The sequence below is a fragment of the Dickeya sp. NCPPB 3274 genome, assembly GCF_000406205.1.
In the GTDB taxonomy this organism is placed as follows: Bacteria; Pseudomonadota; Gammaproteobacteria; order Enterobacterales; family Enterobacteriaceae; genus Dickeya; species Dickeya fangzhongdai.
Genome location: NZ_CM001979.1, coordinates 1440385 through 1466168, shown reverse-complemented (window position 1 = coordinate 1466168; position 25784 = coordinate 1440385). Strand labels below are relative to the sequence as shown.

The following is a 25784-nucleotide window of genomic DNA, read 5'->3' as shown; positions in this document are numbered from 1 at the left end:
GCTGGCTACGGTATTGATGTGTGTCACAAAAGTTAATAATAATTATTATCATTACGTAAAAGTGAAAACAAGACACATTCTCAACAAAAGCATTACTAAACCATTACACTTTCCAGGGGTAAACCCGCGGTTACGCTGCATCGGGATGGAAAATCAGCGTGGTGTGCAAAAAAATCAGCCACGGTTTTCAAATTCAGTTTTCATTATTATGGAACAATACCGCTCATATTTATCTTGCCATTTAACTTACCAATCAGAATCAATCAATTAAAAAATCACTTGGTAACATCGAAATATTATTTCCGCTGATCATTAACAGCGGTGAAATTTAAATGGCATCAATTGACAAAATTACCCGTTCCCGGACGTCTATGATAAGCACACCCAACAGAGAAACAGTCATCTCGATTTTTCCACGGCACCTATTCTGTTGAGACAAATATAAATACCTTAACTATACCCAAAATAATTCGAGTTGCAGGACAGCGGCAACCGAGTGAATCCCCAGGAGCTTACATCAGTAAGTGACTGGGGTGAGTGACAAATTGGCGTAAGTCGATTTGAACGCTGCTGGCAGCGGCCCCGAAGGGGCGAGGCTCATGGAATGGGCCGAGTAATGCAGCCAACGCACCTGCAACTTGAAGTATGACGGGTATAAAGATGGAGTTAGCTATAATGAACACTATGATCAAAAGCATCGCGGCAGGCGCTATTGCACTGGCCTCATTCAGCACGTTGGCCGCGCAGGAAATAAACCGTGAACAAGCAGATAGCTATCAGCAAATTGGGGTAATCACCTCAAATGGCACGGATTCCCCAATGGATGCGACCCGCGAATTATCACAATCCGCCGATGCCCTGGGCGGAAAGTATTTTGTGATTATTTCTATGGATAACGACGATCTGGTGCGCTCCAGCGCCATTGTCTATAAATAATCGCTGACTGAAAAGAAAACAGTCAGGTTAATTAGCAATAGGGCCGGCGGGCGAATCTGCCGGCCTGTTTACTAACGCTGCTGACTGGCTCGAAGACGCACACAGTTTAACCTCTTTCGCCGCGGCTGGTAAAATACAGCCCCCGCCCTGCTCGATCTCCTATTATACGTTGCTCCCAGCCATTAAGTTTAAATCAAACCCAAACAGACCCACGATAAATCGGTATTTGTTATTTTCACTAAATCAATGCTCAACAGCATATAGGTTCTGATTTTTCTTTTCTTTGTCATCTTTATAATCCCCGGCAACAGAGAGCGAGAGGTAAAAGATAAAAACCACCTTGTCTTTCTACGTGGCAGGGTTTCCGAGCTTGCGTTTTACGGGAATACATCAGTACCGGGCATACGCTCCCCTGTGATTATTTCTACAGCACTGTTGCACAGGGAATTAAAATGGAAAAAACATCTGCACTGTCGCTTTTTTATCAACTCGTAAAGGGTAATTTCTTTTCTGAAAAAATCTGGCGTAAGACGGATATAAAAGCCAAATTTTTATTGCGCTCATTATTAATGCCGTCAATTACCTTACGCTATCTGCAAAATATTATTGAGATTCCTGCCATGCGGAAAGCGGTGAAAATCCGGCCGATGCTGCCGACCAAGATTCACCGCCCTTATCTGTCCGCCACGCTGCACGCCGCTGAGCGCGCCGACGCCATCTGTACCCATTACACTTTCGTGGATCAGTTGGCTAACCCGTTTTTGAAACAGGCGTTTCTCAGCCTGGATGATTATTGTCTGGCGCGTTTTTCCGGCAAGAACGGCGAAAGTTTTTCCCTGATTTGCAGCACCTCGCGCTACGACAAAGAGGGCGAGGCCACGCTGCGCATCCGTTTCAACAATGTAGTACTGGCGTCGCTGACATTCTCGGTGATGCGCGACCAGAATCAACTCACCATCATGATTGGCGGTTTGCAGGGAAAAGGCCGCGACCAGACCCGTGAGCTGACCAAAGACGCGTCGAAAGCCTGCTTTGGGCTGTTCCCCAAACGCCTGTTGCTGGAATGTTTACTGACCCTCGCCGGCCTCACCGGAATTCATCGCATTCTGGCGGTGGGCGATGAAAACCATGTTTATCAGTGTCTGCGCTACTGCTACCGCAAAAATAAGGTGCGGTTTTCCAGTTACAGCGAATTCTGGCAGTCAATCAACGCAGACAGAAACGCGGCGGGGTTGTACCAACTCCCCCTGACCATTACACGCAAAACGCTGGATGAATTGCCAAGCCGAAAACGAGCCCAGTACCAACGCCGTTATCAGTTGCTCGACGACATCAACGCTCAGATCAGGCTCAATCTGGGGCACAGCGCCTCATCCGACACGCTGCACCGCATCGCCAGTTAACATGTGCCGACACCGGGGAAAACCGCGTTCCCCGGTACGCCATCATCATTACGCAAACCCGCCGTTGCTGCGGACCACCTGACCATTGATCCAGCCCCCTTCCGGCCCGACCAGAAACGCCACCGCGCTGGCGATATCGTCCGGCTCACCCAGCCTTTCCAGCGGCGTCATAGCGGTAATGGCGGCCACCTGCGCATCGGTCTTACCGTTAAAAAACAGTTCGGTCGCCACCGGCCCCGGCGCTACGGCGTTTACCGTTACCTCGCGACCGCGCAGCTCGTTCGCCAGCACCCGCACCAGCCCCTCGACTCCGGCTTTGGAAGCGATATAGGGGCCATAACCGGGCAGCGACCGGGCGATCACGCTGGTGGAAAGCGCGATAATCCGTCCGCCGTTTTCCACCTGCCGGGCCGCTTCGCCCAGCACAATGAATGCACCGCGCAGATTGGTTGCCATCATGTTGTCGAACTGCGCCAGATCGCCATCGGCAATCGGCGTGTTCGCCATCACCCCGGCGCTGTTGATCACGGCGTCGATACGCCCGAATTGCGCTTTCGTCTGCTGAAACAGCGCCGCCACCTGCTCCGGCGCGTCAACCTGCGCCTGAATCGCCAGCGCGGCTCCGCCCTCTTCGCGGATCCGGCTCACCACCTCGTCCGCCTGCTGCTGGCGTTGTCGGGCGAAGTTCACCACCACCCGCCATCCCTGCTGCGCCAGTTTCAGCGCAATCGCCCTGCCGATGCCCCGCGACGCACCGGTGACAATCGCCACGCGGGCATCCTGTACGCTGTCTTGTGTGTTGAGCTGCTGCATACGGTCTCCTGTTATTCCGGTATGAAAATTGTTCCGGAATGAAAATTGTTCCGGGATGAAAACGATCGGGTTCGCCGCGACGTTAACACGGCGAAGCGGCCATCGCCTGCGTGACAGATCCTGCCCGGATAGCGGCATGAGATAAAGGTGGATAAATGGATATGATTATTCCATTTTTACCGACAGTAATTCCGGTACTGGCGGTCTGGTTGCTCAACCGTGCGGCGGATAGCGGTGAACCAACGAAAACGCCGCGTTCACGCTAGTGGGAAGATGATCGCAGGCGATCGTGTCGGGCTGCAACACCGCCTGCCTGATAACCCGTTCGGTCGATGCGGCGACGTGACGCTGCCACCCTTCCCGGTCGAGTATGGCAAACCCCAGCGCGCAGGCGGCGTCGTCCGACAGGCTGTCGATCACCACCAGTTGACTGTGCTGCGCATTTTCTCCGATGTATCGCGACAGCGCCGCTGCGCCAAAAATGCGGACCGTTTCCCACACGGGCTGGCTTAGCGCATCCTCCAGCAATCCGGATTGCGACAAAGCGCCCGCCGACACCAGCATCAGCGAGGGCTGATGGCGAATAAAAGTACAGGCAATCCGGCCCAGGCCGGGAATCGTCAGCCACTCAAAAGGATGACCGGTAATCAGTAAGGGATGTGCTGATGGCGCCACTGACAGTCTCTTCGTATTTCACTGGGTGTTCAGGATGCAATCATATTGCATTTTATTATTAAAAAATACAATCCATGAAATGACAGTCCCTTTTCTGCTGCCAACGAATCAACCGGATTAACACACCGAAGTGACTTTTAGTAAAATAAAGAACAATTGGCCGGCAGCACTGCCAGCCCGGTTGGTAACAGGTATAATCAGCGGTTATTTATTCTGACTGGCAAGGAATCATGACGACCCTCACCCCTTTGCAGGCGCGCATCGTGCGCGATGTCATCAGTTATGTCAGACGCGAGCAACTCGCGGTGGGCCATCATCTGGTCGAGTCGGCGCTGGCGCAGGCGCTCAACACGTCGCGCACGCCGGTAAAACAGGCGATGCAGTACCTGATGGACAAGGGCATGGTGACCTATGACCGCAATCGCGGTTTTTTTCTGGCGCAACACGCCTCGCAATTGGGCAATCTGGTCGCCGAAGTACTGGAGCAGGCGGAAGACCCGCTCTATCGCCAGTTGGCGGAACGCCGCATTACCCGCCAGTTGCCGGAACAATTTTCAGAAATGGAGCTGATGCTCGAATTCAGCGTTACCCGCCCGGTGCTGCGCAAAGTATTGCTGCGCTGTCAGCAGGAAGGCTGGCTGGAACACATGGCCGGCCAGGGCTGGCGCACGCTGCCGCTGATCGATTCGGTAGAAGCTTATGAGGAAAGCTACGCGCTGCGCGCGATTATCGAACCGGCCGGGCTGCTGTCGGCGACGTTTCACATTGATCCGCAGGTACTGGCGCACTGCCGGAAACAGCAGGAACACCTGGCCGAAGACGGTTACCTGACCATGACGGCGATGGAGATGTTTGATACCAGCTCAGGGTTCCATGACACGCTGGCCGTCTGTTCCGGCAATCGTTTTCTGCTGCAAACCGTTCGCCATCTGGCCCGGCTGCGGCGGCTGGTGGAGTACCGCAAGGAGAGATTCCGCCCACAGCGAAAGCATCAGGCGGAAGAGCATCTGCAAATCATTCGTTATCTGGAACAGGGCGATCGGCTGAGCGCCGCCGATTTCATGCGTACGCATCTGGAAACAGCGCGACGCCAGGCGGTCAACCCGGCGTTGTTCATGGCGCTTTAGCGGTGAAACCGTTCAGGCGCAGACCGTGCAACCGCGACCGTTGTCTTTGGCCTGATACAACGCGGTATCCGCCGCTTTCAGCCAGACCTGATAGTCCTCCAGACCGGGATGAAACTGCACCAGCCCAACGCTGATTCCCACCCGCAGCGTCGGCGCCTGATGCAGTTGCACGCTGTCCAGATACTCGCGCAACCGCTGGACGATACGCTCCGCCTCGACAGCCGGCGTCTGCGGCAGCACCACGCCGAATTCGTCGCCGCCAAAACGGCCGGTGATGTCGGATTGCCGCAAGGCTGATTTGATGCCGCCGCTCAGCAGGAGAATCACATCATCGCCCACGTGGTGCCCGAAGCTGTCGTTGATACGCTTGAAATGATCGATATCCAGCAACGCCAGCGTCGCCACCTGCTGGTGGCGCAAGCACAGCTCAAACTCATTTTTCAGCAACTGTTCCCAGTAATTCCGGTTGTACAACCGGGTCATACCGTCGTGGATACTGATTTCCCGTAGTTGACGCTTGTGCTCCGCCAGTTTGATCGCGGTGCGATAGGTGACCAGCCCTACCGATATGGGATAGATAAATAGCATCGGCAGGCAGAAATAGATCTGCACAGGCGTGGTGGCAAAGGCGATCGACCGGCCCGCCAGCCAGACAACAGCCAGCGCGCCGGTCAGTTGCACCACCAGCCCTTGTAAAAACAGCCGCAGACCGCCAGCCGCGATATTGTTCATGCCCATCATCGACATGATCAGCACCGACGGCAGTGAATTCAGCCCCATCATGCCAATCCAGACGCCGCCCAGCCAGGCGTCAAACCGCAGATTGCCATACTCGAACCGCATCGGATCGCGGGCGCGCCGCGCCAGCAACAGCGCAAGATGCGGCCAAAGAAAACCGTTGAAAAACAATACCCCCCACACCCACACAGGTTCTGTCTGGTCATACAGCACCGCGGCGACATAAAAAAAGCCCAGCCCCAAACCAATCATACGGGGGATATAGACGCGTCTGGCAAACGCCAGACCGGAGCGACGACGATCACCGTCAGCCGGTGCAGCAACGAGTGTTGAATACATTCCACTCTCCTTCTTATATCCGTCACACTTCAAGCCGCAAGCAAGTACGTTGGCTGCGTTACCCGGCCCATTTCATGGTCCTCGCCTCTGCGGGACCGCTGCCGGCAGCGTTCAAATCGGCTTACGTCGGTTTATCACTCTCCCCAGTCACTCACCTGAGTAAACGCCTGAGGATTTGCTGTATCGCCGCCTCCTGCAACCCAAATTATTCAGGGTATATAATCCTTATGACGGGGAACTTGCAGTCATTATTCCAAATTCCAGCTCAAATCACTTCAGTAAGATATGGTTTTTATTAAGAACCTATCCCAGCAGGCGTAACTGGCGCAGCGCGTAAACCAGAGCGTTACAGACAAACGAGCCGTTCAGGCACGGCCCGGCGCCAACATGGCAGGCAAAATGGCCCTGCTACATCGTATTGAATTCTGGCTTAACACTGGCGGATAAAGGCCGTTATCAGCATGACAACAGACGGCTGGGGGACACCGTTCAGAGGAAAAGAACGTCAGGGGGAAAGCACGCGGGAATGGGAAAATGGCGAGGTGAAAAACCAACGCCGGTCAGCAAAAGCAATGCGGCCGGCCCACAGGGGGAAGGCCGGCCGCGTTACGCATCAGGGATGACCCGGTCCGTTGGCGGGCTGGTAATGGAACCCGCCCGGCCCACCGCCGCCGGGGCCGCCATGACCGCCGCCCGGACCGCCCCACGGAGGAGGGAAAATACAGCCGCTCAGGGTGGCGATCAGTGCCAGTAAACCGACCATTTTGACTACGTTTTTCATGATTCACCTCAGTTTCAACGGGTGCATCATAAGAAACCGGCCGACAGGCAACAAGTCGCTTATTCCTAAAAAACTTCTTATTTACAGTCATTTATATTGATTACGAACCACTTTCGTAAAACGATCGCATTCCTTACATTCAACCCGGCGATCAGCAACTGACCAGCTTCAGTTCGCGCATATCCAGATAGTCGCCGACGCTGGCGGAGGAGAGATTGAACGACAGCGCCAGCAGCCAGGCGCTGCGCGGAATTTTCCAGATGGTGCCCGAGTTGCCCTTCTGCAATCGATCGCTGCTCTGAATGTAATCCTTGCCGTCGCGGGTCAGGTCCATCATCACCGGGCCGGGGCCGTTTTCGCCGTAGCCATGAAGCTTTTTGGTAATCGCTACCTTGCCGGCGACGGAAGTTTGCGCCTGCCAGGTCAGCCCGATTTGATCGTGTCCATTGATCGGTATCAGAAACTGCACCTGCACGTTATCGCTCTCGGCGATTTTCACAAACCGCCCGTTATCTTCTTTAATGTGCGCCGGGTCGTAACGACAGGCGCAACCGGCTGCGCCGGGGTAAACCAGCGTGCTGCCGCTGTCGTTCAGGGCGATCAGTTCCGCCATCTGATTGGTAAAGATCAGGTTATTTTTCCAGCAGGGACGGTTGGAGATCACGCAGGAAGTGACATTGATGCCGTCGGTGGCAAAGCGAATATTGGCCAGCGTGGTCTGGTAATCAAACGCCTGATCGAAAATGAGGTAGGGTTGCTCCGGATTCTGACGCACAAAAATCGCCCCGCCGTTGAACACAAAGCTGGCGTTCTTTTTCCTCAACACCACCGCGGGCTGCTTTCGCCTCACGTACTCGAAGTGGCCGTTGATCTCCACATGCCCTTCGTTAATCAACGCGATCCCCTCGCAGTAATCAAAGCTGCCCGCCTGCCAGTACACCACGCCGTCCGGATTATCGATTTCAAACGCGTACCCGCCGTTTTGCCAGATACAACCAATGAAGGTGAAGCGCTCGTAGGAATCCGGCTGACGGGTCAGATACAACAGGCGATCGCAGTTATTGAATCCGCAGGAGAACCAGTTCCAGCCCCAGCCGCCCGCGCCGTTGGAAAAGACTTTTCTGAACCCGGTAAAACGGCAGGAATAAATGCTCAACAGGCAGGACGCATTGCGGTTGGAATTGTTCTCCGGGTTATACGCAAAAAACAGATCTAACGTTCTCTTTTCAGAAATAAAATGCACGCCGGAAAAAAAACTGTCCACGATATTACTGTAGGCGGCATCCACGTCCGGGTTTCCGGTAACCACCACCGCATATTTATCGAAATTACCATTTTTGGTAAAAATATTCGATAAAGATTGTGACTGTTCCAGCATATCATTAAGAAGTGTCTGAAAAGGCCCGGTGGAATCTTTCTTTCCGGAAAAATCAATATTGTAGCGGGTGAGATCATTGGTAAATGCAACCGCATTATTCTCCTGCGATGCCGACGCCGTAGAGGTCACCGCCAGCGATGCCAGACTGCCGGCCAGGAAATCTATTCTATTCATAATAATTTCAACGATATCAATAAATTCAATACGTTAAAAATAGAAATTCACATAGCGTGAAGATAATGCGTTGATAACAAGCAGGGTAAACAATAGCGCCGATGAATGTCATAAATTTTCTGCAAAATAATTAAAGATTTAATTCAATCTGATTTATCATCACTGGAAATACACTTCAACTGAGTATGGGAGTTGAAAATTGAAAGCAACCATAAAACATAATCTCTTTATTGGGAAATGCCTTGAATTTTCCTGATACCACAGTTTGCGCTTGTATTTTTCCAGCAATCCTCGCTGGCGCCGGGCATGATGGCAGCCATCACGGCCATCTATATTTATGGCTTACGCTGTATGAAGCAATTAGCCTTTTCCAGTGGAAAAACCTTATTTTTTTCGATAGCGGTATTTATATTACTGGCACAGTCCGGTTATATCGCCGGCTTCTATAACAATTACAAACCGCTCTTCACGTTACCGACGCTGATTATTATTTTTCTTGGCGCCACGCTATTTTCCAACCGTCTGTTGACCGTCCCGCCCGCCACCCTTGCTTCCGTTTTCCGGGCCGTCACCTATACCCTGCTGCTGCTCGGCTGGATCTCGGTCATCCATCGCATTGATATCGGCAGTTACGCTGCGAAACCCAAGGCGGTGTTTCCTTTTTCCGAAGAGAGCCATTACGCCCTGACGGTCGGTATCTTTGTCTGCGCCAGCGGCATTCTGATGAAAAACCGGGAACGTGTGGTGCTGCTGGCGAACCTGCTGTTGCAAGCGTTGATTTTCCCCAGCCTGACGCTGCTGGTGTTCTGCATGATGGCGATTTTCATCTTCTGGATGGCGCGGCGCATTACCCTGATGCTAACGATCATCGTGGTGCTGGTTGCGGCGGTGTATTTCATGCTGACCTACTTTTCCGACCTGCCGGCCATCGCCTACTTTGGGTCGCGCCTGACCATCAGCGACGATACCGACAACCTCACGACGCTGGTATTCCTGCAAGGGCTGGATGACGCCAAAAACGCGCTGCTGGAAAGCCATGGCCTTGGCCTGGGGCTGCAAATGGCCGGCACCAATGGCGTCGGTCAATACGGCTATGTCATCCAGTCGCTCGCCGGCAGCGACTTCAACCGTAACGACGGCGGCTTCCTGGCTTCGAAAATCGTCAGCGAATTCGGCGCCGTCGGTCTGCTGATCAGTATCGGCTACATGCTGATCCTGAAAAAAGCCGTCAACACCATCAATCGCATCCGCGATAACACCGATATGGAATCAACGTTGCTGAAAATCGCCATGGCGGTGGTGATCGCCTACGCGGTCGAGTTTTTCCTGCGCGGCTATGGCTACTTTTCACCCGGGCTGTTTCTGTTTGTCACCATGATGATGGTCAGCAGCAAGCTACATCGCCAGCGGACCGGAGCGGTACGCCCGCTGCCTTCCCCCTCGTCACTACAGCCTCAGCCTCAATCCTGATACTGGCAGCGCCTCCCGTTTTCCGGAAGGCGCTGCATATTGACCGGGTGATTCGATTATCCCCTCACTACTCTTGATTATCCCCTGACCACCATTATTCCCGGTCCACCATTATTCCCGATCCACCATGTTGTACAGCACGTCGCGCCGATCCAGCATCTGGCCGCCGTCGCGGGTCAGCGGCACCCAGCCGATGGAGCCGTGACGAGTGGTCGGTGAACTGAAGAGCAGATCGAACGGGATGGTGAAGTAGATCCCTTTGGTGAAACTGCCTTCGCCATATTCGCTGGCGCTGACATTGGTGACGGTGGCAAACGCGCCGGCCACGATCCCGCTGTCGAAACGGCGCGACAGATCCAGCGTGACGCCTTTATCGCCGGCCAGATAACGCCCGACGCTGATTTTCGCCAGCCCGCCTTTGACGAACGGCAGCGACCAGTAGGTGGTCAGGTGACCGGTGGTCACGCTGTAATCCCTCAGCCGCTGCGGATCGTCCCAGTCCCGCTGCTTGACGTAGTTGACGTCCATCCCCACCGCCCAGTTGCTGCCAAACGGCCGATACAGCACTTCGCCCCCGACCCCGGCGTACATCGTTTCCAGATAACCGCCGTAGACCTGGGTATACCAGTCGCGCGACAGATGATCGTAACGCGACAGCTGCAGGTTGGTCAGTTGTACGTCCGAAGCGGTCACATATTCGCGAATGTGGGTACGGACCCGCGGCAGCGCCGCGCCGTCCTGCGGGGGCGATCTGAAGTTGAACTGGTTATAGTTATTGAGCAGGTTGATGCTCAGCGTGCCACCCAGCCGCCAGTTATTGGTAATACGATAATCGGCGCTGGCGTTGGCCGACAGTTGATACATGTAGAACGATTCCGGACCGCCAAACGACTGCTGCAACGAGGGGTCGATGCCGTAGGTGAAACGCGGCGGCTCGGTATGCAGCACCTGACGGCCACTCGGCTCCGGCAGCGGCTCGACATGATAGGGATCCGGCTCGTCCAGCCCCAGCGGCGTACTGCCGGATTCCAACTGGCGGAACGCCGACGCATCCACACGGGTACTGGTGGCGGTCAGCGGACCGCTACGGGTGACGATGTGATACTGCCCGATGTCGTCCGGTAGATTGTTCGCCAGCACCGTCGCCGCCCGTCGGCTGGCCTCGGCATCGCTGTTATATTTATACTGCTCCGCCACCACCGTCACCTGCTGGCCGTCGCTATAAATATCCGGTTGGGTAAAGCCGGCCTTTTCATCCAGCTCCTGCGAAACACGTTGCCAGTCGGTGCCGCCCTGCGCATTTTTCGCCGTTGCGTTTTTTCCCGGTAACGTTGCATTTTTTCCCGGTAAGTAGACCGGCGGCTCGTCGTCCGGATGCTGCGGCCGCAGCCGGTTAAAGTTGGTGCGCAGCGTGAAGCCCCACATCAGGGTGTTGCCGCGCTCCCACGACAGCGACGTATCCAGCCAGTCGGTGGCGCGGTACACCAGGCCGACGTTAACCGGCGAGTCCTGCTTGATATGCTGCGACGCAGGGCGAGTCTGGTCCGCCGCCTCCACGCTGTAGTCGTTGCTGTCGTACTCCAGCTTGATACGCAGCGGATCCCACGGCGTCTGGTATTCCAGCCCGGCAAACAGCGCCGCCGGTCCGTGGAAAAAGTTCTTCGCCGCGAACTGCCCGGTCTGCGTTGAGGCGGAACGGGTACAGAATCCCGACATCAACCGGCAGGCCGGGTTGGTAATGTTGCCGCTCTGCGCCATGTTGCCCCAGCCCATACCCAGCGTGAAATCAAACGGCCCCCAGCGCTTGCTGGCTACCAGATATTCACTGTCGAACAAACCGGTACCGGCGATATCGCGCAGCCCCAGCGACACCTGCGGCAGCCAGCGGCTTTCCTGCCAGAGCCGCGCCTTGACGTCGAAGCTCTTATCTTTGTAGGTTTGGCTGCCACTGAAGCTTGGGGTGGTGCTGTAAGGCCGGGTACGAATATCGGTATACCGCAGTGTCGCCTCCAGCCAGTCGAGCGGCTGCAGTGAAATGGCATAGCGGCGATACTCCTGGTTGTCGCGGTAGCTGGCGCTAAACTCGCCGGTATCCGCCATGCGCGCCGTCGGCATCTGCCATAGCCCGACGCCGCCAAAATCCATCTGCGATACGCCGGCGGGCTGGTAATAACCGCTGCGGTTCGCCGCTTCCTGGTTATCCGCATCAGCCGCCCAGACCGGCGTCCCTAATGTGCTGCCAATCGCCAGCGACAGGCAGCTCAGTTTAAAAGTTCGGTTGTTAGCCATTAGTGTGGAATCCGGTTGGCAAGATAGTCGGCGATCTGCTCATTCAGAGACGTGAAGCCCTCGGGCAGAATGGAAGGGTCAAAACCGATGAATAGCGTTTCTCCCGCCGCCGGTTCATTGTGCTGGCGGTTCCAGATGGCCAACGGAACTTTGCGCCAGCGGCCGTTGCTCGAAATCAGATAACCGTCGCGGTTATCGCCGCCAGGCAGAAAACGCCGTCTGCCGATGTACTGTTCGATAGACCAGCCTGACTGGAGGTCGATGTCCTTGAACACGTTCGGGGTGCCGATATCAATGCCGGTGCTGATCAGCCCAAACAAAAAGAACTGATCCCGATAGGGTGACAGGTAGAGGGTATAGTTGCCCACCAGCGGGCGATTATCCCGCTGAGAAAGACGCACGATATCCGGGTCGATGCTGGCGCGGATCCGGCCGACGGTATTTACCTGTTTCAGCGCCTGCGCCATATACCAGGCGGCGATCGCCCAGTCGCCATCGCCCTCGACCTGCCAGACCAGCTGCAACTGATAGAGCCGAGCCTGCAGCTTTTCGCCCTTTTCTCTGACCTTTTCCGTCACAAGTTCGTTGGTGAGTAACGCAGTCTGCCAGTTGACCTTGTCCGGGAAAGTCATCTGGCCGTAAAACTGATCCAGACGGGTGCCGTCTTTCAGCACCACGGCAGGCAACGTTTCGCCCGCATACTTTACCGTTAACTGCGCCGCCCCTGATGTTCCGGCCACCAGCAATAACAAGGCAGCCAATCGATTGAATGACAACATAAGATTACCTTATTGATTGTATGGCTTAAGAACAGTGAACTGCACCAGAGCCATGTTTGGCCCCATATACTGATAGCTTTGGATGACCTGACCGGAAGTCGGGTCCAGCCAGTATTGGTTGGTATAGCGTTTGCCCAGCGCCGGTACGGTCACCTGCTCGTCGAAACGCACCGTCTGCCGCGGGATGTTCAGTATCGTCAGGGTCTCCGGGCCTTTGTTCTCGAATACCGATTGCTGGTCGTAACCGCCGCGCAGCACCTGCGACCAGCTGACGATGGTGTGCCACTGTTTCGGGGTGCCGGGTTTCAGCAAGCCAAGGCTGAGCGGGTCGGTGTCCAACTGGGTGACTTGCCGGATGTCTTCACCCAGCCCCTGCGTTTTCACCAGCCGGCCAAAGCGGGTCACCACCACGTTTTTATCCGCCGTCACCCATTTCAGTTGCTGGTTATCGACAAACGCCAGCACCACAAAGACGCGCGGCGCCTTACCCACTTTCAGATACGCTGAAGCATAGGGAAGCTGCTCCACCTGTTGCGGCGTCATGCTGACATCTTCCCTTCCCCACAACGCCAGCCGAAAGTCCCGGCCCAGTTGACTGATTTGCTGAGAACACCCTGTGAGTCCTAGCATGAAGAAAACGACCGCCAACATCCGGAACAAGGCTAAATCAAGGATTTTTTTCATTGTTCGGGTTCTCGCCTGAACATCCTGAAGCAGAAAAAAGGCCACCGGAGTGGCCTTGGTTATTAGCCCATCATTAACCGCGAGTTGACGTCACGGTTGAGGTGCTGGTCGCCGTGGTGCTGGTTGTGCTGCTGGCGGCAGAAACGATGCCCCCCATGACGCTACGACCAACCCCGTGGCCATAGCCATAGCCATAACCCGACCCGCGGCCACTCGCTGCGCTAAACGCGTGTGAACCAGCTGCGGCCCCCCCCTGGAAAACGGGTTGACCGTTACCTGCTGACGGCCCAGCCGCCAGTGCGCCCACAGGTACGGCCAGAGCCAGTACCAGGATCGCTAGCGTTTTCTTCATCATTACCATTTCCTTTTATTTCCTGTTTAAGGACATCAGGCAGGGGACAACCCGAAAGCTCTCCCCTGGCCCACGACTGGCTGAATTAATCAGCCAGGTTGGATCTTCCCCACGGCCTGTGAAGCAATTATTTCAATTCATCCTTCATGAAATAATCACCAGCGCATGGGAAGGATCCGAACCAATACTCAGATAAAGAATAAGAAAAACAAAATTAAGCGGTTAAGGAAATAAGACAAGTCGCAAGAGTGTTATATTTTTCCCATTGATTACAATGAGATGAAATATTATCGGAAAAGTCCTATACCCGTTATACTTCACGCTGCAGGTGTGTTGGCTGCCTTCCTGCAACTCGAATTATTTTGGATATAGTTATTAGAGGGGAGATATTGAGAAAGAAAAACCGGATATTTCTATCCGGTTTCAGAATATGAAAAATATTTCAGAATATTATTCCAACCATTCGGTGTGGAATACGCCTTCTTTATCAATACGCTTATAGGTATGCGCGCCGAAATAATCGCGCTGAGCCTGAATCAGGTTGGCCGGTAATACCGCGGAACGGTAACTGTCATAATAGGCAATCGCCGCTGAGAAGGTCGGAGTCGGAATCCCCTGCTGTACCGCATAGGACACCACGTCACGCAGCGCCTGCTGGTATTCGTCGGCTACCTGTCGGAAGTACGGCGCCAGCAGCAGGTTGGCGATATCGGCGTTCTCGGCGTAGGCGTCGGTGATCTTCTGCAGGAACTGGGCGCGGATGATGCAGCCGGCACGGAAAATCTTGGCGATTTCGCCGTAGTTCAGGCTCCAGTTGTTTTCGTCAGACGCCGCTTTCAGCTGAGAAAAACCCTGCGCGTAGGAGACGATTTTGCCCAGATACAGCGCGCGACGCACTTTTTCGACGAACCCGGCCTTGTCGCCGCTGAACGCCTGGGCAGCCGGGCCGCTCAGCACTTTAGAGGCCGCCACACGCTGGTTCTTCAGCGAGGACAGGTAACGGGCAAACACCGATTCGGTAATCAGGGACAGCGGTTCACCCAGATCCAGCGAACTCTGGCTGGTCCACTTGCCGGTGCCTTTGTTGGCGGCTTCATCCAGAATCACGTCGACCAGGTATTTACCCTCTTCGTCTTTCTTGGTGAAGATATCGGCCGTGATTTCGATCAGGTAGCTGCTCAGCTCGCCCTTGTTCCACTCGGAGAAGGTGCTCGCCAGTTCTTCGTTGGAAAGCCCGAGCGCCTGCTTCAGCAGCGCGTAAGCTTCGGCGATCAGCTGCATGTCGCCGTACTCGATGCCGTTGTGCACCATTTTCACGTAGTGACCGGCGCCGTCAGCGCCAATATAGGTGACGCAAGGCTCGCCTTCAGCACGGGCTGCAATCTGCTCCAGAATCGGCGCGACCAGCTCATAGGCCTCTTTCTGACCGCCAGGCATAATGGACGGACCTTTCAGCGCGCCTTCTTCACCGCCGGACACGCCGGTACCGATGAAGTTGAACCCTTCGGCAGACAATTCACGGTTACGGCGGATGGTGTCTTTATAGAACGTGTTGCCGCCGTCGATCAGGATGTCGCCTTTTTCCAGATACGGTTTCAGAGACTCGATAGTTTTATCCGTCGCTTCGCCCGCTTTAACCATCAACAGGATACGGCGCGGTTTTTCCAGAGATTCAACAAACTCTTCAACGGTGTAGCACGGCACCAGTTTTTTTCCCGGATTCTCTGCAATCACCTCATCCGTTTTGTCTGCGGAACGGTTAAAGACGGAAACGGTATAGCCACGGCTTTCAATGTTCAGCGCCAGATTGCGCCCCATTACCGCCATACCGACAACGCCAATTTGCTGTTTGGACATTAAAGCAACTCCTGTCTGAAGGTAACCTGCCTGCGGCTGACTGCGCCCCAGGCAACAAAAAGCTGGCTGACATGGTAACCCAGCTAACGCCGGGTGGGTAGTTATTGGTGCAACAGGCGGGGAGTCTACGCCCACGGCGTATTGCATGGGCGTAACTCGTCTCGCTGTTATACGTCAGACAGGCTTCAGCAGGCGATATCGGCCAGAATCTGTTGGCAACGTTGCCGGTAGAGGTGATTTTTCAGCACGTGGTCGCGCGACGACGCGGTGATCTTTTCCCGAACGGCCGGCTTTTGCTGATAAAAGCGAATTTTGTCATTCAGTTCATCGACACAGCGCCAGGTTTCGATATTGACGCCAGGGGTGAAATACTCCCCGATTTCATCCACCCAGTCAGTCAACAGAAAACCGCCGGCCGCCGGTACTTCAAACAACCGCAGATTCATGGCGGTGCCGACCCCGTTCCAGGTGTGCACATTGAGATTAATATGGCTCTGGTTGAACACCTGATTGGTTTTTTTGCCGAACACTTCCGGCATCGGGATGACCCGGTCATTCGGTCGGGTATGTTTTTTCCAGCCCGGACCGAACGCATGTACCGGCACGGCAACCTGGTTAAGCACATTACGTCGGTACTCGACAAAGGTGCCGACAAAGCTCAGCGAATAACGCGACGCCGCCTTCTTTAACGGATAAAACAGCGTCGGGTTGACGGCCGAAGGCAAATGACGGGCCTTGATACCGTGGCGCGCATAATTGGCCACCGACCCGCGATCGTTGGTAAAGAAAATATCAAACGGCGCCGACGCAATTACCGAACGATCAAAATCCAGCGGATCGTCAATCCAGTAACTGCAGGTCAGTATCCCCATATTGGAAATAGCTTTCACCGTCTCGGCGAACATATTGACCGGCTTTACCGCGAAAACCATGTCCGGACGCAGCGTGGCGCACTGCTTCAGCAAGCGCTCATTAAAATAGAGCCGACACTGTTCGGAAAACAGTTTGCTGCGCATGAACTTAGGCGTCAGCGACTGCATTAGCGGCCGGCAATCGCTGTCTGCCAGATGAACCTCATACCCTAGAGAAATGAACGCTTCGGCCAAATCGCGTCCGTTTTTGGTCGTCCCATACCCTGTCGGACAGACCATAAGAATCTTATTTATATTTTTCATTGCAATGCTATGTGTGTGTAAGAAAGTTAGCAACGGCTGACAAAAAATAACCTTTGTCGGATAAACCGAATAAAAAAAACAGCAATATAATAAATTGTATTGTGATTAATGATTCAACTAATGATTTGGAATTTAATCAGAAAAAACCCGATAACACCAGGGTGCTATCGGGCATGACGCATTGACTAATATTTTTCCAGCAGCGCTTTGATTTTGGTTTTGAAAGCACCGCCCAGTTCCGGATTGCGCAGACCGTAGGACACGAATGCCTGCACATAACCCATCTTACGACCGCAGTTGAAGCTACGCCCCGCCATCTGAACGGCATCAACCTGCTGGGTTTTGATAAGCTCGGCGATGGCATCGGTCAACTGGATACGGCCCCACGCGCCCGCCAGGGTGTTTTCCAGAATCGGCCAGGCTTCGGCAGTCAGCACATAACGGCCGACCGCGGACAGATCCGAGCCTTCCACCGGCGCCAGTTCCGGCTTCTCGATCATGGAGGTGATCGCCGAAGCGTCGCCCGCCTGATTCAACGCGCTCTCACATTCCACGATGGAATATTCCGGCAGCACCTCGTACGGACGGTGTTTTACCAGCACCTGGCTGTGACCGGTCTGTTCAAAACGGGAAATCAGCAGCGCCAGATTGTCTTTCGACAGATCGGCGGAAGCGTCGTCCATTACCACATCCGGCAGTACCACCACAAACGGCGAGTTGCCGACAATCGGGTGAGCGCAGGACACCGCGTGCCCCAGGCCCAGCGTCTGCCCCTGACGGACGTTCATGATGGTCACGCCCCGCGGGCAAATGGACTGTACTTCCGCCAGCAACTGACGTTTGGCGCGCTCTTCCAGCATCGATTCCAGCTCGAAAGAGGTATCAAAATGGTTTTCAATGGCGTTTTTAGAGGCGTGCGTCACCAGCACGATCTCTTTAATTCCCGCATTGACGCACTCGTTGACAATCTTTTCGATTACCGGCCGGTCAACCAACGGAAGCATCTCTTTTGGAATCGCTTTGGTAACCGGTAACAAGTTCATCCCTAAACCGGCAACGGGGATAATCGCTTTTAATGCTGTCATTTCGTGTTCTCTCAAAAACATGCTGCTGTTTGCCGCGACGACAAAGACCGCGCCACATTAATTTTTCTGGCGCCAGAATACACCTAATCGGCGCCGAAGAGATCGCGGGTATACACTTTTTCCATTACATCAGACAATTCCGGCGCCATTCGGTTCGACAGAATCACATCAGACATCTGTTTGAACTCATCCAGACTGTGAATCACGCGGGAACGGAAGAACTCCGACTCTTTCAACGCCGGCTCATACACCACTACGTCGATCCCTTTGGCCTTGATGCGCTTCATTACCCCCTGAATCGCGGAAGCACGGAAGTTATCAGAGCCGGTTTTCATCACCAGCCGGTAGATACCGACCACTTTCGGACTCCGTCTGATCACGGAGTCGGCGATGAAATCCTTGCGGGTGGTGTTGGCGTCGACAATCGCCCGAATCAGGTTGTTCGGCACCGATTCGTAGTTAGCCAGCAGTTGCTTGGTATCTTTCGGCAGGCAGTAGCCGCCATAGCCGAACGACGGGTTGTTGTAGTGCTGGCCGATACGCGGGTCCAGCCCGACGCCTTCGATGATCTGTTTACTGTCCAGCCCCAGCGTCTGGGCGTAGGTATCCAGCTCGTTAAAGTAGGCCACGCGCATCGCCAGATAGGTATTGGCGAACAGTTTGATCGCTTCGGCTTCGGTTAAACCGGTAAACAGCACCGGAATATTGGTTTTGATGGCCCCTTCCACCAGCAGGCGGGCAAAACGCTCGGCGCGTTCAGAACGCTCGCCCACCACGATACGGGACGGATACAGGTTGTCGTACAGCGCGCGGCCTTCACGCAGGAACTCCGGCGAGAAAATGATATTTTCAGTGCCGAACTGCTCGCGAACCTGCGCGGTATATCCCACCGGGATGGTGGATTTGATGATCATCACCGCGTGCGGATTCACTTCCAGCACCTTGCTGATCACCGCTTCCACCGAGCGAGTGTTGAAGTAATTGGTTTTCGGATCGTAATCCGTCGGCGTGGCGATAATGACGAACTCCGCATCCTGATAGGCGGATACGGCATCCAGCGTGGCGCGGAAATTCAGCGCCGGGTTGCGCAGATAGGCTTCGATTTCCTTATCCACGATGGGGGAGATGCCTTTGTTGAGCATATCCACTTTTTCGGCAACGATATCCACCGCGACCACTTCATTATGCTGCGCCAGCAGCATGGCGTTGGACAAGCCAACATAACCGGTACCCGCAATTGCAATTTTCATCATCTGTCCACATTCATCCTACGGGGTAACACACTGTACCCGCCACAGAACAATAGCAAAGCCGCAGAGACGTCCGCTGCGTAATGCCGTCTATACCCGCCATACTTCAAGTCGCAGGTGCGTTGGCTTTCCTCGCTCACCCCAGTCACTTACTTATGTAAGCTCCTGGGGATTCGCTGCGTCGCCGCCTTCCTGCAACTCGAATTATTTGGGGTATATATTTCTCTTTATTTCGCTCAGGCCTGATAGAAATCCCGGTACCAGTCCACGAAGGCCTGTACCCCTTTTTCTACCCCTACCTGCGGTCGATAGCCTGTCACAGCGAACAGGTCGCTGGTATCGGCATAGGTCTGATAAACGTCGCCAGCCTGCATCGGCATGAAGTTTTTTACTGCCTCACGCCCCAGCGCCGACTCCAGCGCGGTTACGAAATCCATCAGCCGCACCGGGCTGCCGTGACCGATATTGTAGAGCTGGTACGGCGCGGAACTGGTGGCCGGCGAACCGCCTTCCACCGTCCAGTCGGCGTCGCGTCCCGGAATCTGATCCACCATGCGCAGCATGCCTTCCACAATGTCGGTGACATAGGTGAAATCACGCCACATATCACCCTGATTGTAGATATCGATCGGTTCGCCAGCCAGAATCCGGCGGGTGAACTTGAACAGCGCCATGTCCGGGCGTCCCCACGGTCCATACACCGTGAAAAAGCGCAGCCCGGTGGTCGGCAGGTCATACAGATGCGAATAAGAGTGCGCCATCAGTTCATTGGATTTCTTGGTCGCGGCGTACAGCGAGATCGGGTGGTCGGTCGAGTCGGCGGTGGCGAACGGCGTTTTGCTGTTCAACCCGTACACCGAGCTGGAAGAGGCGTAAATCAGGTGACCGACGCCGTTATGACGACACCCTTCCAGCACATTCAGATGCCCGATCAGGTTGCTTTCCGCATACACCATCGGGTTTTCCAGCGAATAACGCACCCCGGCCTGCGCGGCGAGGTGGATAACGCGCTCGAATTTTTCCGCCGCGAACAACGCCGCCATCGCCTGGCTATCCGCAATATCTATCCGCTCAAAATGAAAACCTGGCAGCGCGCGCAGTTTCGCCAGCCGCGCTTCCTTGAGCGATACCTCGTAATAGCTGTTGAGGTTGTCGATCCCCACCACCGTATGGCCGGCGGCGCAGAGTGACTGACAGGCATAGAAGCCGATAAAGCCGGCCGCGCCGGTAACAAGGAACTTCATACAATGACTCATTCAATGTGATACGATTAGGTGCCATGATAACACTCATCTATGGGATTAGGCACCCGAGCAGACTGAAATGGGCTTTTATGCAATCCCGATAATTGTTCTGGCTATCTCAGGCATTTTGCCGTTGTAGTTTCCCTCCCTATCAATAAAATCCGATACGCCATGTCATCAGTCTCATTAGCACATCTTTTAATAGTTGCCTGCCGGATATTCATAACGATATATGGAAAAAAATTTTTCACTCTTTCAATAATGAGAATAATGATTACAAATCCTCGGATATATTTACCCCCATAACAACCATATAACTAACCCTCTCTCACTTCATGTCGATATTTAAAATCACTTGGTATTGAATATATCAACAAAAAAGAAACGCCTCCTGTTGAGGATATAATAACAGGGTTGAAAAATCCGCCAGACAACCACAACGCTACTAAGACAATATAAGTGACCGACAAATTTAATGACAATCCTTTCATCTGAGAAAACAAGATCATGAGCACAATCATGATTATTGACGAAGCGCCAATAATTCCCATTTGCATATAGAGAGCGGGAATCTGAAGCTCATATGAATACAACGACAAATGGCTCCTTATAAGATCTGGAATATAATAGCCAATTCCATTCCCCAGCAGTGGGTACTCTATAAAGTGCTTGACAATTCCATTATACTGAAGCGTTCTCGTCAGGTCTGATTCAGCAACCCCTTTAGATAAAAATCTAAATTCAATCAAATCTTGTACAGAAGGGAGAGTCAATAAAAAAACAACCAAAGCAGCCATGGCAGAAATCACAAAAAAACTTTTATATTTCTTGTAATTAGAGATCAATGCCAGGAAAAGGCAAACAAACCCCGCCGCCCATAAAAATCTGGACATGCTAATAATTAGAGAAGAAAAAAGAATAAAAATCACCACCCACTCTTTCCATGAAGCTTTTTTAATAAGGATATCCCGCAACGATAAATACAAGACCGTCGGAATCAAATAATCAGACATAAAATTTATTCGACTCACAACAACATCATCGGATTCCATGGTCATCAAAGACGTATTAAAAAAAGCTGAAATCCCTTGTACTACAACTGACGCCCCCCTTCCGGTGAGAACGGCATAAAGAAGAATCAAAATTTTAGCGGCCCCAAGTAAAACCAAGCATCTTATGATTGTTTTAACTATAACCTCATATCTTTTCTCCGGCGTAACTAAAGCATACCCCAACGTCACCATGAGAAAAAACACCAGAAAATCTTTAGTTTGTTCAATAGACACGAAAGTATACCGACCATTAAATTCAGTGATCAGACTAAAGATTAATATTAACGCCACCGGAGGTAATAACCCTATCGCAATTTTTACAATCCCTTCGCCTTTCCCCAGCAAGGTTGCTCCTAATAATAGGAAAAGAAACAAGAATTTGACATTTATTCCCCAAACACTCCCCGTTGGTAATAAAACACATATTGAAAGGAAGAATTTTAATATTAATACCTGTGCATTACGCTGAGAGAGATCTGTCATTTTCATCTTGCCCTTTTATCTTCATTGCTTAGTGAATTTTCATAAAAGAAAAAACCCAAGGAGAAATCAAATCAATTAATAAATTTATACCCACATTATGAGAAACCACAAAATAAAAAAGCAAGGTTTATATAAACTATATAAGGTTCAGATTACAGTATAATTTTCACCATCAAATATCACACTAATTGTTTTTTTCCCTTTCCCAACCTCAGAACCATTAGTTATATTTATACCATATTGCAACTCAATAACCGAATCTGAACGCAAAATATAGGTAGAGTTTATTCTTCCACCAATGATCTTTCTTAATGCGGTAACATTTTTTAAATAGACAATTCCTGGCAAGGCATTGCGAAGGTCAACGATCCCCATTGAGCAGTCAACAACCCCACCCCACATGTCACCTTTATCAACCTCAGATAATGAAATTGTATTTGTATCTATATAGATATTATCTTTAAAAGAAGACATCTCAGAGGTATCGATCCATTTACCTGATGAATCTTTGCTGGAATTTGAAAGCAACAGCATATTGATTTTCCCTAATATTTTCAAAAATGGTTTTCTTCTTTTGTTAGCCCAAAAATGACAATCAGAAATACGAAAAAAACCTGAAATACCATCCGTTGATTTTATAAGAATGCAGGGAACATCAGTTTCTTTACCCGTTAAACAGAAACTCGCACCAACGATAGAAACATCCTGCACACTATCAAACTCTAAGAATGCGCCTTCTGAAACACCCTTTCTATAAAATAAACCGCCAACGATATGGATGCTTAAGGCTTTATTAATATCAATAAGGCTTCCATATCCATTCATATGGCACCCAACAATCTCCAATTGCGGAGGGTAATATTTAGTGTTATTTTTAAAATATATACCACACTTAATCCCAACCATGTCACAATTGAAAAATTTAAACCCTTCAGCACCTGGGACTGTATTTGACTCTATATGAAATGCAGTATTCATATCATTAAATTGCAGATCATTAATAACCCATGAAACCGACGCACTGTTTTTTGCCTGAACATAAACACCAATTTGTTCACTCATTCTTTCTGGTAAGTTTAGCCCATCAAACTGTGGACCAACCAGGACAACATCACGAACATCCGTTAGATGGATAGCATATTTCCATTCGTTCTTCCCTTTTCTAAACCGTAATCTCCCATTGCATTCGAACGAACTACTCGCATATACTCCATCATGATTAAATGAAGTAAAACGAATACAAGAAGCATGATCCGTTCTTGGACCAGAATATATAAATTCGCCATTACCAAATATACGTAGTGCAGCATGTTCAGAACCAATAATGCTAAACATATCCTCATCTGAATACATAGTCATAATTGCATTAGAAGATGTATATATGGATATTTTACAACCTATCCTTATTTCCACGCGTTTATTAAATGAATAATTCCCATTGGGAACTAATAGATTCCCTCCCCCACGTCTATTAATGTATAATAACGCCTGATAAAAAGCTGAACTTGCATCATCCATTGTGCCGAATTGGAGTATATTTACTGTATCATGTAATGTATTCTTAGAACGATAAAGAGATGCAATATCCACATGCTGATTTTTAAGTTCATCTGCCTGGGATTCTAATACTGTTACCCCAGCTAAAGCCCCCCCTGCCACATATAATATTTTTTTTGCTAACTCTCTTCTTTCCATTCTTACCTCCCCTTATAGACTTTTCCGAAAAAAATAGAATCAAGTTCCCAGAAGAGAATGTATCAATCAATTAAATTCATTTTAAATAATTTATACGGCGTTTTTTTTTGAAAAACTCAAACCATCAAAAATAGCCTTAGTCATTACAGAAAAATATGATAACTTCCTTTGCGAAACAATCAGTATCACCTGATGTATAATATTAAAAACATTCTCCCTCATTCTTAGAAAAAAAGGAACGTGCGGCATACCAGAAAATAAAAAAGCATTTCTTATTCTATAGTATCTTCTAATAGGAGAATGAACGGGAATATTAAAAAATAAGAACTTAACCATTTTATCGCCAATCGCATGAGACATCTTTGCAGACGTCGCCACATATACTTTATACCCTTTCGATATTGCTCTTAAACACCACTCAGTATCAACATAATCAATAAATAAATCCTCATTCATTAGCCCAACATCATCCAGTACCGATATAGGTAATAACGAACCCGATGAGATTATCATAGAAACTTCAAAAGGTTTATTAATGCCCTCTGGGCTAATCTTCTTTCTAAAACCAAGCTTGCTTACTTTGATAAATTTATAGAAAAATCCATATCTCGAATCTGTAAATACAGGACCGATGGCTGCTAGTTTACTCTGCCCTATTTCACTGCAAACAAGATTATAGTCACCCATAATCTCATTCACGAATGAGTTATTTATCTTACTATCCTGATCAAAAAACAATATCCCCTTCCCTGCATTTTCCTTCACATACAATATTCCTATATTCTGTGCTTTCGCTATACCCACATTATTATCAAGACGAAAAACTTTACATAGAATCGATAATGTAGAGAATTCATCTTCACTTAAAGAACCATTATCCACAACAACCGGAGTTACTTCTTGATTTTTCAGCTCAGTAATAAGAGCGATGACGTTATCCATTTTGGGATAGTAAGTAACAATGACAGAAAAAATAGATGATTTATCAGTTAACATTTACCCTCCTAAGAAACCATAAATCGCATTAGATTATCCCTAACACAAAGAATACGAAATTAACTTATAGCAAATACATTATATAATTTTCATCTTTGAATAAAGATAAACCATCCTTAATACTCTCAATGGATTTCCATCCCAAAAAAACCATTGGGCGAAATGTTTTGGCTTTAAATCACCATTGATTGTTAGTATTATCATATTTAATATCTTCTTTTCTTTAAATCCATATATCCCCGTATTCCTTTGAGCCATGTCATTTAAGGCATCTACAAAAGAATAGCTCTTTGATACCCGATTTTCACTTTGCACATGGTCATGATACATAATATATTTTGACTCAGGAAAACGAATAAATGGCCCAAATTCATTAGATAATCTCAGCCAGGTATCCCAATCTTGTAATCTTTTAACGGATACATCAAATCCACCTATCTCGCGCAGTCTTTCAGTCCTGGTAAAAATTTGATTAGATGCTTCATTGGCGAATAGCAAGTCAGAACAATGGAATTCTTTTTCTTTTTTTAATCTATAATTTATGATCATACTATCCTGATACTTATTTTCAAAATTCGCACAAACAAAAGAATATTTATCATCCCATTTAGCTATAAAGAAAGAGAGCCTGTCAGGGGTAAATTCATCGTCATCATCAAGACCAGTGATAAACTCACCCGTAGCATTAAATATTCCAATATTTCTTGTTGCACATGCCCCTTTATTTTCATCATTTCTAAAATATCTAATTCGTTCATCTTCAGAAATCAAACTATCGACAAATTCTTTTGTTCCATCCGTAGAAGCATCGTCACAAATGAGAATTTCAACATTCGAATAATCTTGTTTTTGAGCGGACATTACCGCTCTTTTTAGTTTATCTAATCGATTGCAAGTAGTGATATATATACTGACTTTTGGATTATTCTCTATCATCGCATAGCCCTTACATCAATTTATATATTCATTCGTCTTGTAAAAACAAAGTCCAAAAACCTCATCCTTTATA

The 25784-nt window shown here is 50.6% G+C and carries 21 protein-coding genes; 4 read left to right on the top strand and 17 right to left on the bottom strand.

Going from position 1 to position 25784, the window contains the following annotated elements:
• The first annotated feature begins 675 nt into the window (after positions 1-675).
• Positions 676-936, top strand: a complete 261-nt coding sequence (locus DXX3274_RS07335) for a YdgH/BhsA/McbA-like domain containing protein (protein ID WP_042859252.1) — start codon at positions 676-678, stop codon at positions 934-936.
• A 452-nt stretch (positions 937-1388) separates the two neighbouring features.
• Positions 1389-2339, top strand: coding sequence for a VirK/YbjX family protein (locus DXX3274_RS07330; RefSeq protein ID WP_042859251.1), 951 nt, complete (start codon positions 1389-1391; stop codon positions 2337-2339).
• Positions 2340-2387: 48 nt separating this feature from the next.
• Here the strand turns inward: DXX3274_RS07330 and DXX3274_RS07325 are convergent, their stop codons facing one another.
• Both DXX3274_RS07325 and DXX3274_RS07320 read right to left on the bottom strand, forming a co-directional pair.
• Positions 2388-3152 carry an SDR family oxidoreductase gene (locus DXX3274_RS07325; RefSeq protein WP_042859250.1) on the bottom strand — a complete coding sequence of 255 codons (765 nt, stop codon included), beginning with the start codon at positions 3150-3152 and terminating at the stop codon, positions 2388-2390.
• A 213-nt stretch (positions 3153-3365) separates the two neighbouring features.
• Positions 3366-3827 (bottom strand): hypothetical protein, encoded by a 462-nt coding sequence (locus DXX3274_RS07320; protein WP_042859249.1) that lies wholly within the window; start codon positions 3825-3827, stop codon positions 3366-3368.
• A 230-nt stretch (positions 3828-4057) separates the two neighbouring features.
• Between DXX3274_RS07320 and DXX3274_RS07315 the strand changes: the two genes are divergently transcribed.
• Positions 4058-4954 carry a GntR family transcriptional regulator gene (locus tag DXX3274_RS07315; RefSeq protein WP_038660606.1) on the top strand — a complete coding sequence of 299 codons (897 nt, stop codon included), beginning with the start codon at positions 4058-4060 and terminating at the stop codon, positions 4952-4954.
• A gap of 12 nt (positions 4955-4966) precedes the next feature.
• Here DXX3274_RS07315 and DXX3274_RS07310 read toward each other — a convergent pair whose 3' ends face one another.
• The 3 genes from DXX3274_RS07310 to DXX3274_RS07305 all read right to left on the bottom strand — a co-directional run bounded on the left by DXX3274_RS07310 (position 4967) and on the right by DXX3274_RS07305 (position 8364).
• On the bottom strand, positions 4967-6031 hold the full coding sequence (locus tag DXX3274_RS07310; protein WP_042859248.1) for a diguanylate cyclase: 1065 nt from the start codon (positions 6029-6031) through the stop codon (positions 4967-4969).
• 613 nt (positions 6032-6644) lie between these two features.
• Positions 6645-6812, bottom strand: coding sequence for a hypothetical protein (locus tag DXX3274_RS23950; protein ID WP_162942913.1), 168 nt, complete (start codon positions 6810-6812; stop codon positions 6645-6647).
• Between the two features lie 151 nt (positions 6813-6963).
• Positions 6964-8364: a hypothetical protein gene (locus DXX3274_RS07305; RefSeq protein ID WP_042859247.1), complete on the bottom strand. Its 1401-nt coding sequence runs from the start codon at positions 8362-8364 to the stop codon at positions 6964-6966.
• Positions 8365-8715: 351 nt separating this feature from the next.
• On the opposite strand from DXX3274_RS07305, the gene DXX3274_RS07300 reads away from it, so the two are divergent.
• Complete coding sequence (locus DXX3274_RS07300; RefSeq protein ID WP_238556091.1) at positions 8716-9834, top strand: hypothetical protein; 1119 nt, start codon at positions 8716-8718, stop codon at positions 9832-9834.
• Between the two features lie 111 nt (positions 9835-9945).
• On the opposite strand, the gene DXX3274_RS07295 is transcribed toward DXX3274_RS07300, so the two are convergent.
• The 12 genes from DXX3274_RS07295 to DXX3274_RS07230 form a co-directional block, all read right to left on the bottom strand.
• Positions 9946-12123, bottom strand: coding sequence for a YjbH domain-containing protein (locus DXX3274_RS07295; protein WP_042859246.1), 2178 nt, complete (start codon positions 12121-12123; stop codon positions 9946-9948).
• Positions 12123-12902, bottom strand: coding sequence for a capsule biosynthesis GfcC D2 domain-containing protein (locus DXX3274_RS07290; protein ID WP_042859245.1), 780 nt, complete (start codon positions 12900-12902; stop codon positions 12123-12125). The genes DXX3274_RS07295 and DXX3274_RS07290 overlap by 1 nt, the downstream gene beginning before the upstream one ends.
• A gap of 9 nt (positions 12903-12911) precedes the next feature.
• Positions 12912-13532 carry a YjbF family lipoprotein gene (locus DXX3274_RS07285; RefSeq protein WP_338084212.1) on the bottom strand — a complete coding sequence of 207 codons (621 nt, stop codon included), beginning with the start codon at positions 13530-13532 and terminating at the stop codon, positions 12912-12914.
• Between the two features lie 856 nt (positions 13533-14388).
• Complete coding sequence (gndA, locus tag DXX3274_RS07275) at positions 14389-15795, bottom strand: NADP-dependent phosphogluconate dehydrogenase (protein ID WP_039691418.1); 1407 nt, start codon at positions 15793-15795, stop codon at positions 14389-14391.
• A 185-nt stretch (positions 15796-15980) separates the two neighbouring features.
• Positions 15981-16901 carry a glycosyltransferase gene (locus tag DXX3274_RS07270; protein ID WP_193747060.1) on the bottom strand — a complete coding sequence of 307 codons (921 nt, stop codon included), beginning with the start codon at positions 16899-16901 and terminating at the stop codon, positions 15981-15983.
• A gap of 254 nt (positions 16902-17155) precedes the next feature.
• Entirely contained in the window at positions 17156-18055 is a 900-nt protein-coding gene (locus DXX3274_RS07265) for a sugar phosphate nucleotidyltransferase (protein WP_042859242.1), read from the bottom strand.
• Between the two features lie 83 nt (positions 18056-18138).
• On the bottom strand, positions 18139-19305 hold the full coding sequence (locus DXX3274_RS07260; RefSeq protein ID WP_038668753.1) for a nucleotide sugar dehydrogenase: 1167 nt from the start codon (positions 19303-19305) through the stop codon (positions 18139-18141).
• 236 nt (positions 19306-19541) lie between these two features.
• On the bottom strand, positions 19542-20549 hold the full coding sequence (locus tag DXX3274_RS07255) for an NAD-dependent epimerase (RefSeq protein WP_038918369.1): 1008 nt from the start codon (positions 20547-20549) through the stop codon (positions 19542-19544).
• A 317-nt stretch (positions 20550-20866) separates the two neighbouring features.
• The gene (locus DXX3274_RS07250; protein ID WP_042859241.1) at positions 20867-22090 is read right to left on the bottom strand and encodes an O-antigen ligase; all 1224 of its coding nucleotides are present in this window, start codon (positions 22088-22090) and stop codon (positions 20867-20869) included.
• Positions 22091-22231: 141 nt separating this feature from the next.
• On the bottom strand, positions 22232-23779 hold the full coding sequence (locus DXX3274_RS23645; RefSeq protein ID WP_152495234.1) for a hypothetical protein: 1548 nt from the start codon (positions 23777-23779) through the stop codon (positions 22232-22234).
• A 90-nt stretch (positions 23780-23869) separates the two neighbouring features.
• On the bottom strand, positions 23870-24775 hold the full coding sequence (locus DXX3274_RS07235) for a glycosyltransferase family 2 protein (protein ID WP_042859238.1): 906 nt from the start codon (positions 24773-24775) through the stop codon (positions 23870-23872).
• Between the two features lie 78 nt (positions 24776-24853).
• Positions 24854-25711, bottom strand: coding sequence for a glycosyltransferase (locus DXX3274_RS07230; RefSeq protein ID WP_050569823.1), 858 nt, complete (start codon positions 25709-25711; stop codon positions 24854-24856).
• Between the last annotated feature and the right edge of the window lie 73 nt (positions 25712-25784).

Bases quoted from the DNA above. Each gene is read 5' to 3' on its own strand.
- DXX3274_RS07335 (WP_042859252.1), top strand. From the start codon at position 676: ATGAACACTATGATCAAAAGCATCGCGGCAGGCGCTATTGCACTGGCC.
- DXX3274_RS07330 (WP_042859251.1), top strand. From the start codon at position 1,389: ATGGAAAAAACATCTGCACTGTCGCTTTTTTATCAACTCGTAAAGGGT.
- DXX3274_RS07325 (WP_042859250.1), bottom strand. From the start codon at position 3,152: ATGCAGCAGCTCAACACACAAGACAGCGTACAGGATGCCCGCGTGGCG.
- DXX3274_RS07315 (WP_038660606.1), top strand. From the start codon at position 4,058: ATGACGACCCTCACCCCTTTGCAGGCGCGCATCGTGCGCGATGTCATC.
- DXX3274_RS07310 (WP_042859248.1), bottom strand. From the start codon at position 6,031: ATGTATTCAACACTCGTTGCTGCACCGGCTGACGGTGATCGTCGTCGC.
- DXX3274_RS23950 (WP_162942913.1), bottom strand. From the start codon at position 6,812: ATGAAAAACGTAGTCAAAATGGTCGGTTTACTGGCACTGATCGCCACC.
- DXX3274_RS07305 (WP_042859247.1), bottom strand. From the start codon at position 8,364: ATGAATAGAATAGATTTCCTGGCCGGCAGTCTGGCATCGCTGGCGGTG.
- DXX3274_RS07300 (WP_238556091.1), top strand. From the start codon at position 8,716: ATGAAGCAATTAGCCTTTTCCAGTGGAAAAACCTTATTTTTTTCGATA.
- DXX3274_RS07295 (WP_042859246.1), bottom strand. From the start codon at position 12,123: ATGGCTAACAACCGAACTTTTAAACTGAGCTGCCTGTCGCTGGCGATT.
- DXX3274_RS07290 (WP_042859245.1), bottom strand. From the start codon at position 12,902: ATGTTGTCATTCAATCGATTGGCTGCCTTGTTATTGCTGGTGGCCGGA.
- DXX3274_RS07285 (WP_338084212.1), bottom strand. From the start codon at position 13,532: ATGCTAGGACTCACAGGGTGTTCTCAGCAAATCAGTCAACTGGGCCGG.
- gndA (WP_039691418.1), bottom strand. From the start codon at position 15,795: ATGTCCAAACAGCAAATTGGCGTTGTCGGTATGGCGGTAATGGGGCGC.
- DXX3274_RS07265 (WP_042859242.1), bottom strand. From the start codon at position 18,055: ATGACAGCATTAAAAGCGATTATCCCCGTTGCCGGTTTAGGGATGAAC.
- DXX3274_RS07260 (WP_038668753.1), bottom strand. From the start codon at position 19,305: ATGAAAATTGCAATTGCGGGTACCGGTTATGTTGGCTTGTCCAACGCC.
- DXX3274_RS07255 (WP_038918369.1), bottom strand. From the start codon at position 20,549: ATGAAGTTCCTTGTTACCGGCGCGGCCGGCTTTATCGGCTTCTATGCC.
- DXX3274_RS07250 (WP_042859241.1), bottom strand. From the start codon at position 22,090: ATGAAAATGACAGATCTCTCTCAGCGTAATGCACAGGTATTAATATTA.
- DXX3274_RS23645 (WP_152495234.1), bottom strand. From the start codon at position 23,779: ATGGAAAGAAGAGAGTTAGCAAAAAAAATATTATATGTGGCAGGGGGG.
- DXX3274_RS07235 (WP_042859238.1), bottom strand. From the start codon at position 24,775: ATGTTAACTGATAAATCATCTATTTTTTCTGTCATTGTTACTTACTAT.
- DXX3274_RS07230 (WP_050569823.1), bottom strand. From the start codon at position 25,711: ATGATAGAGAATAATCCAAAAGTCAGTATATATATCACTACTTGCAAT.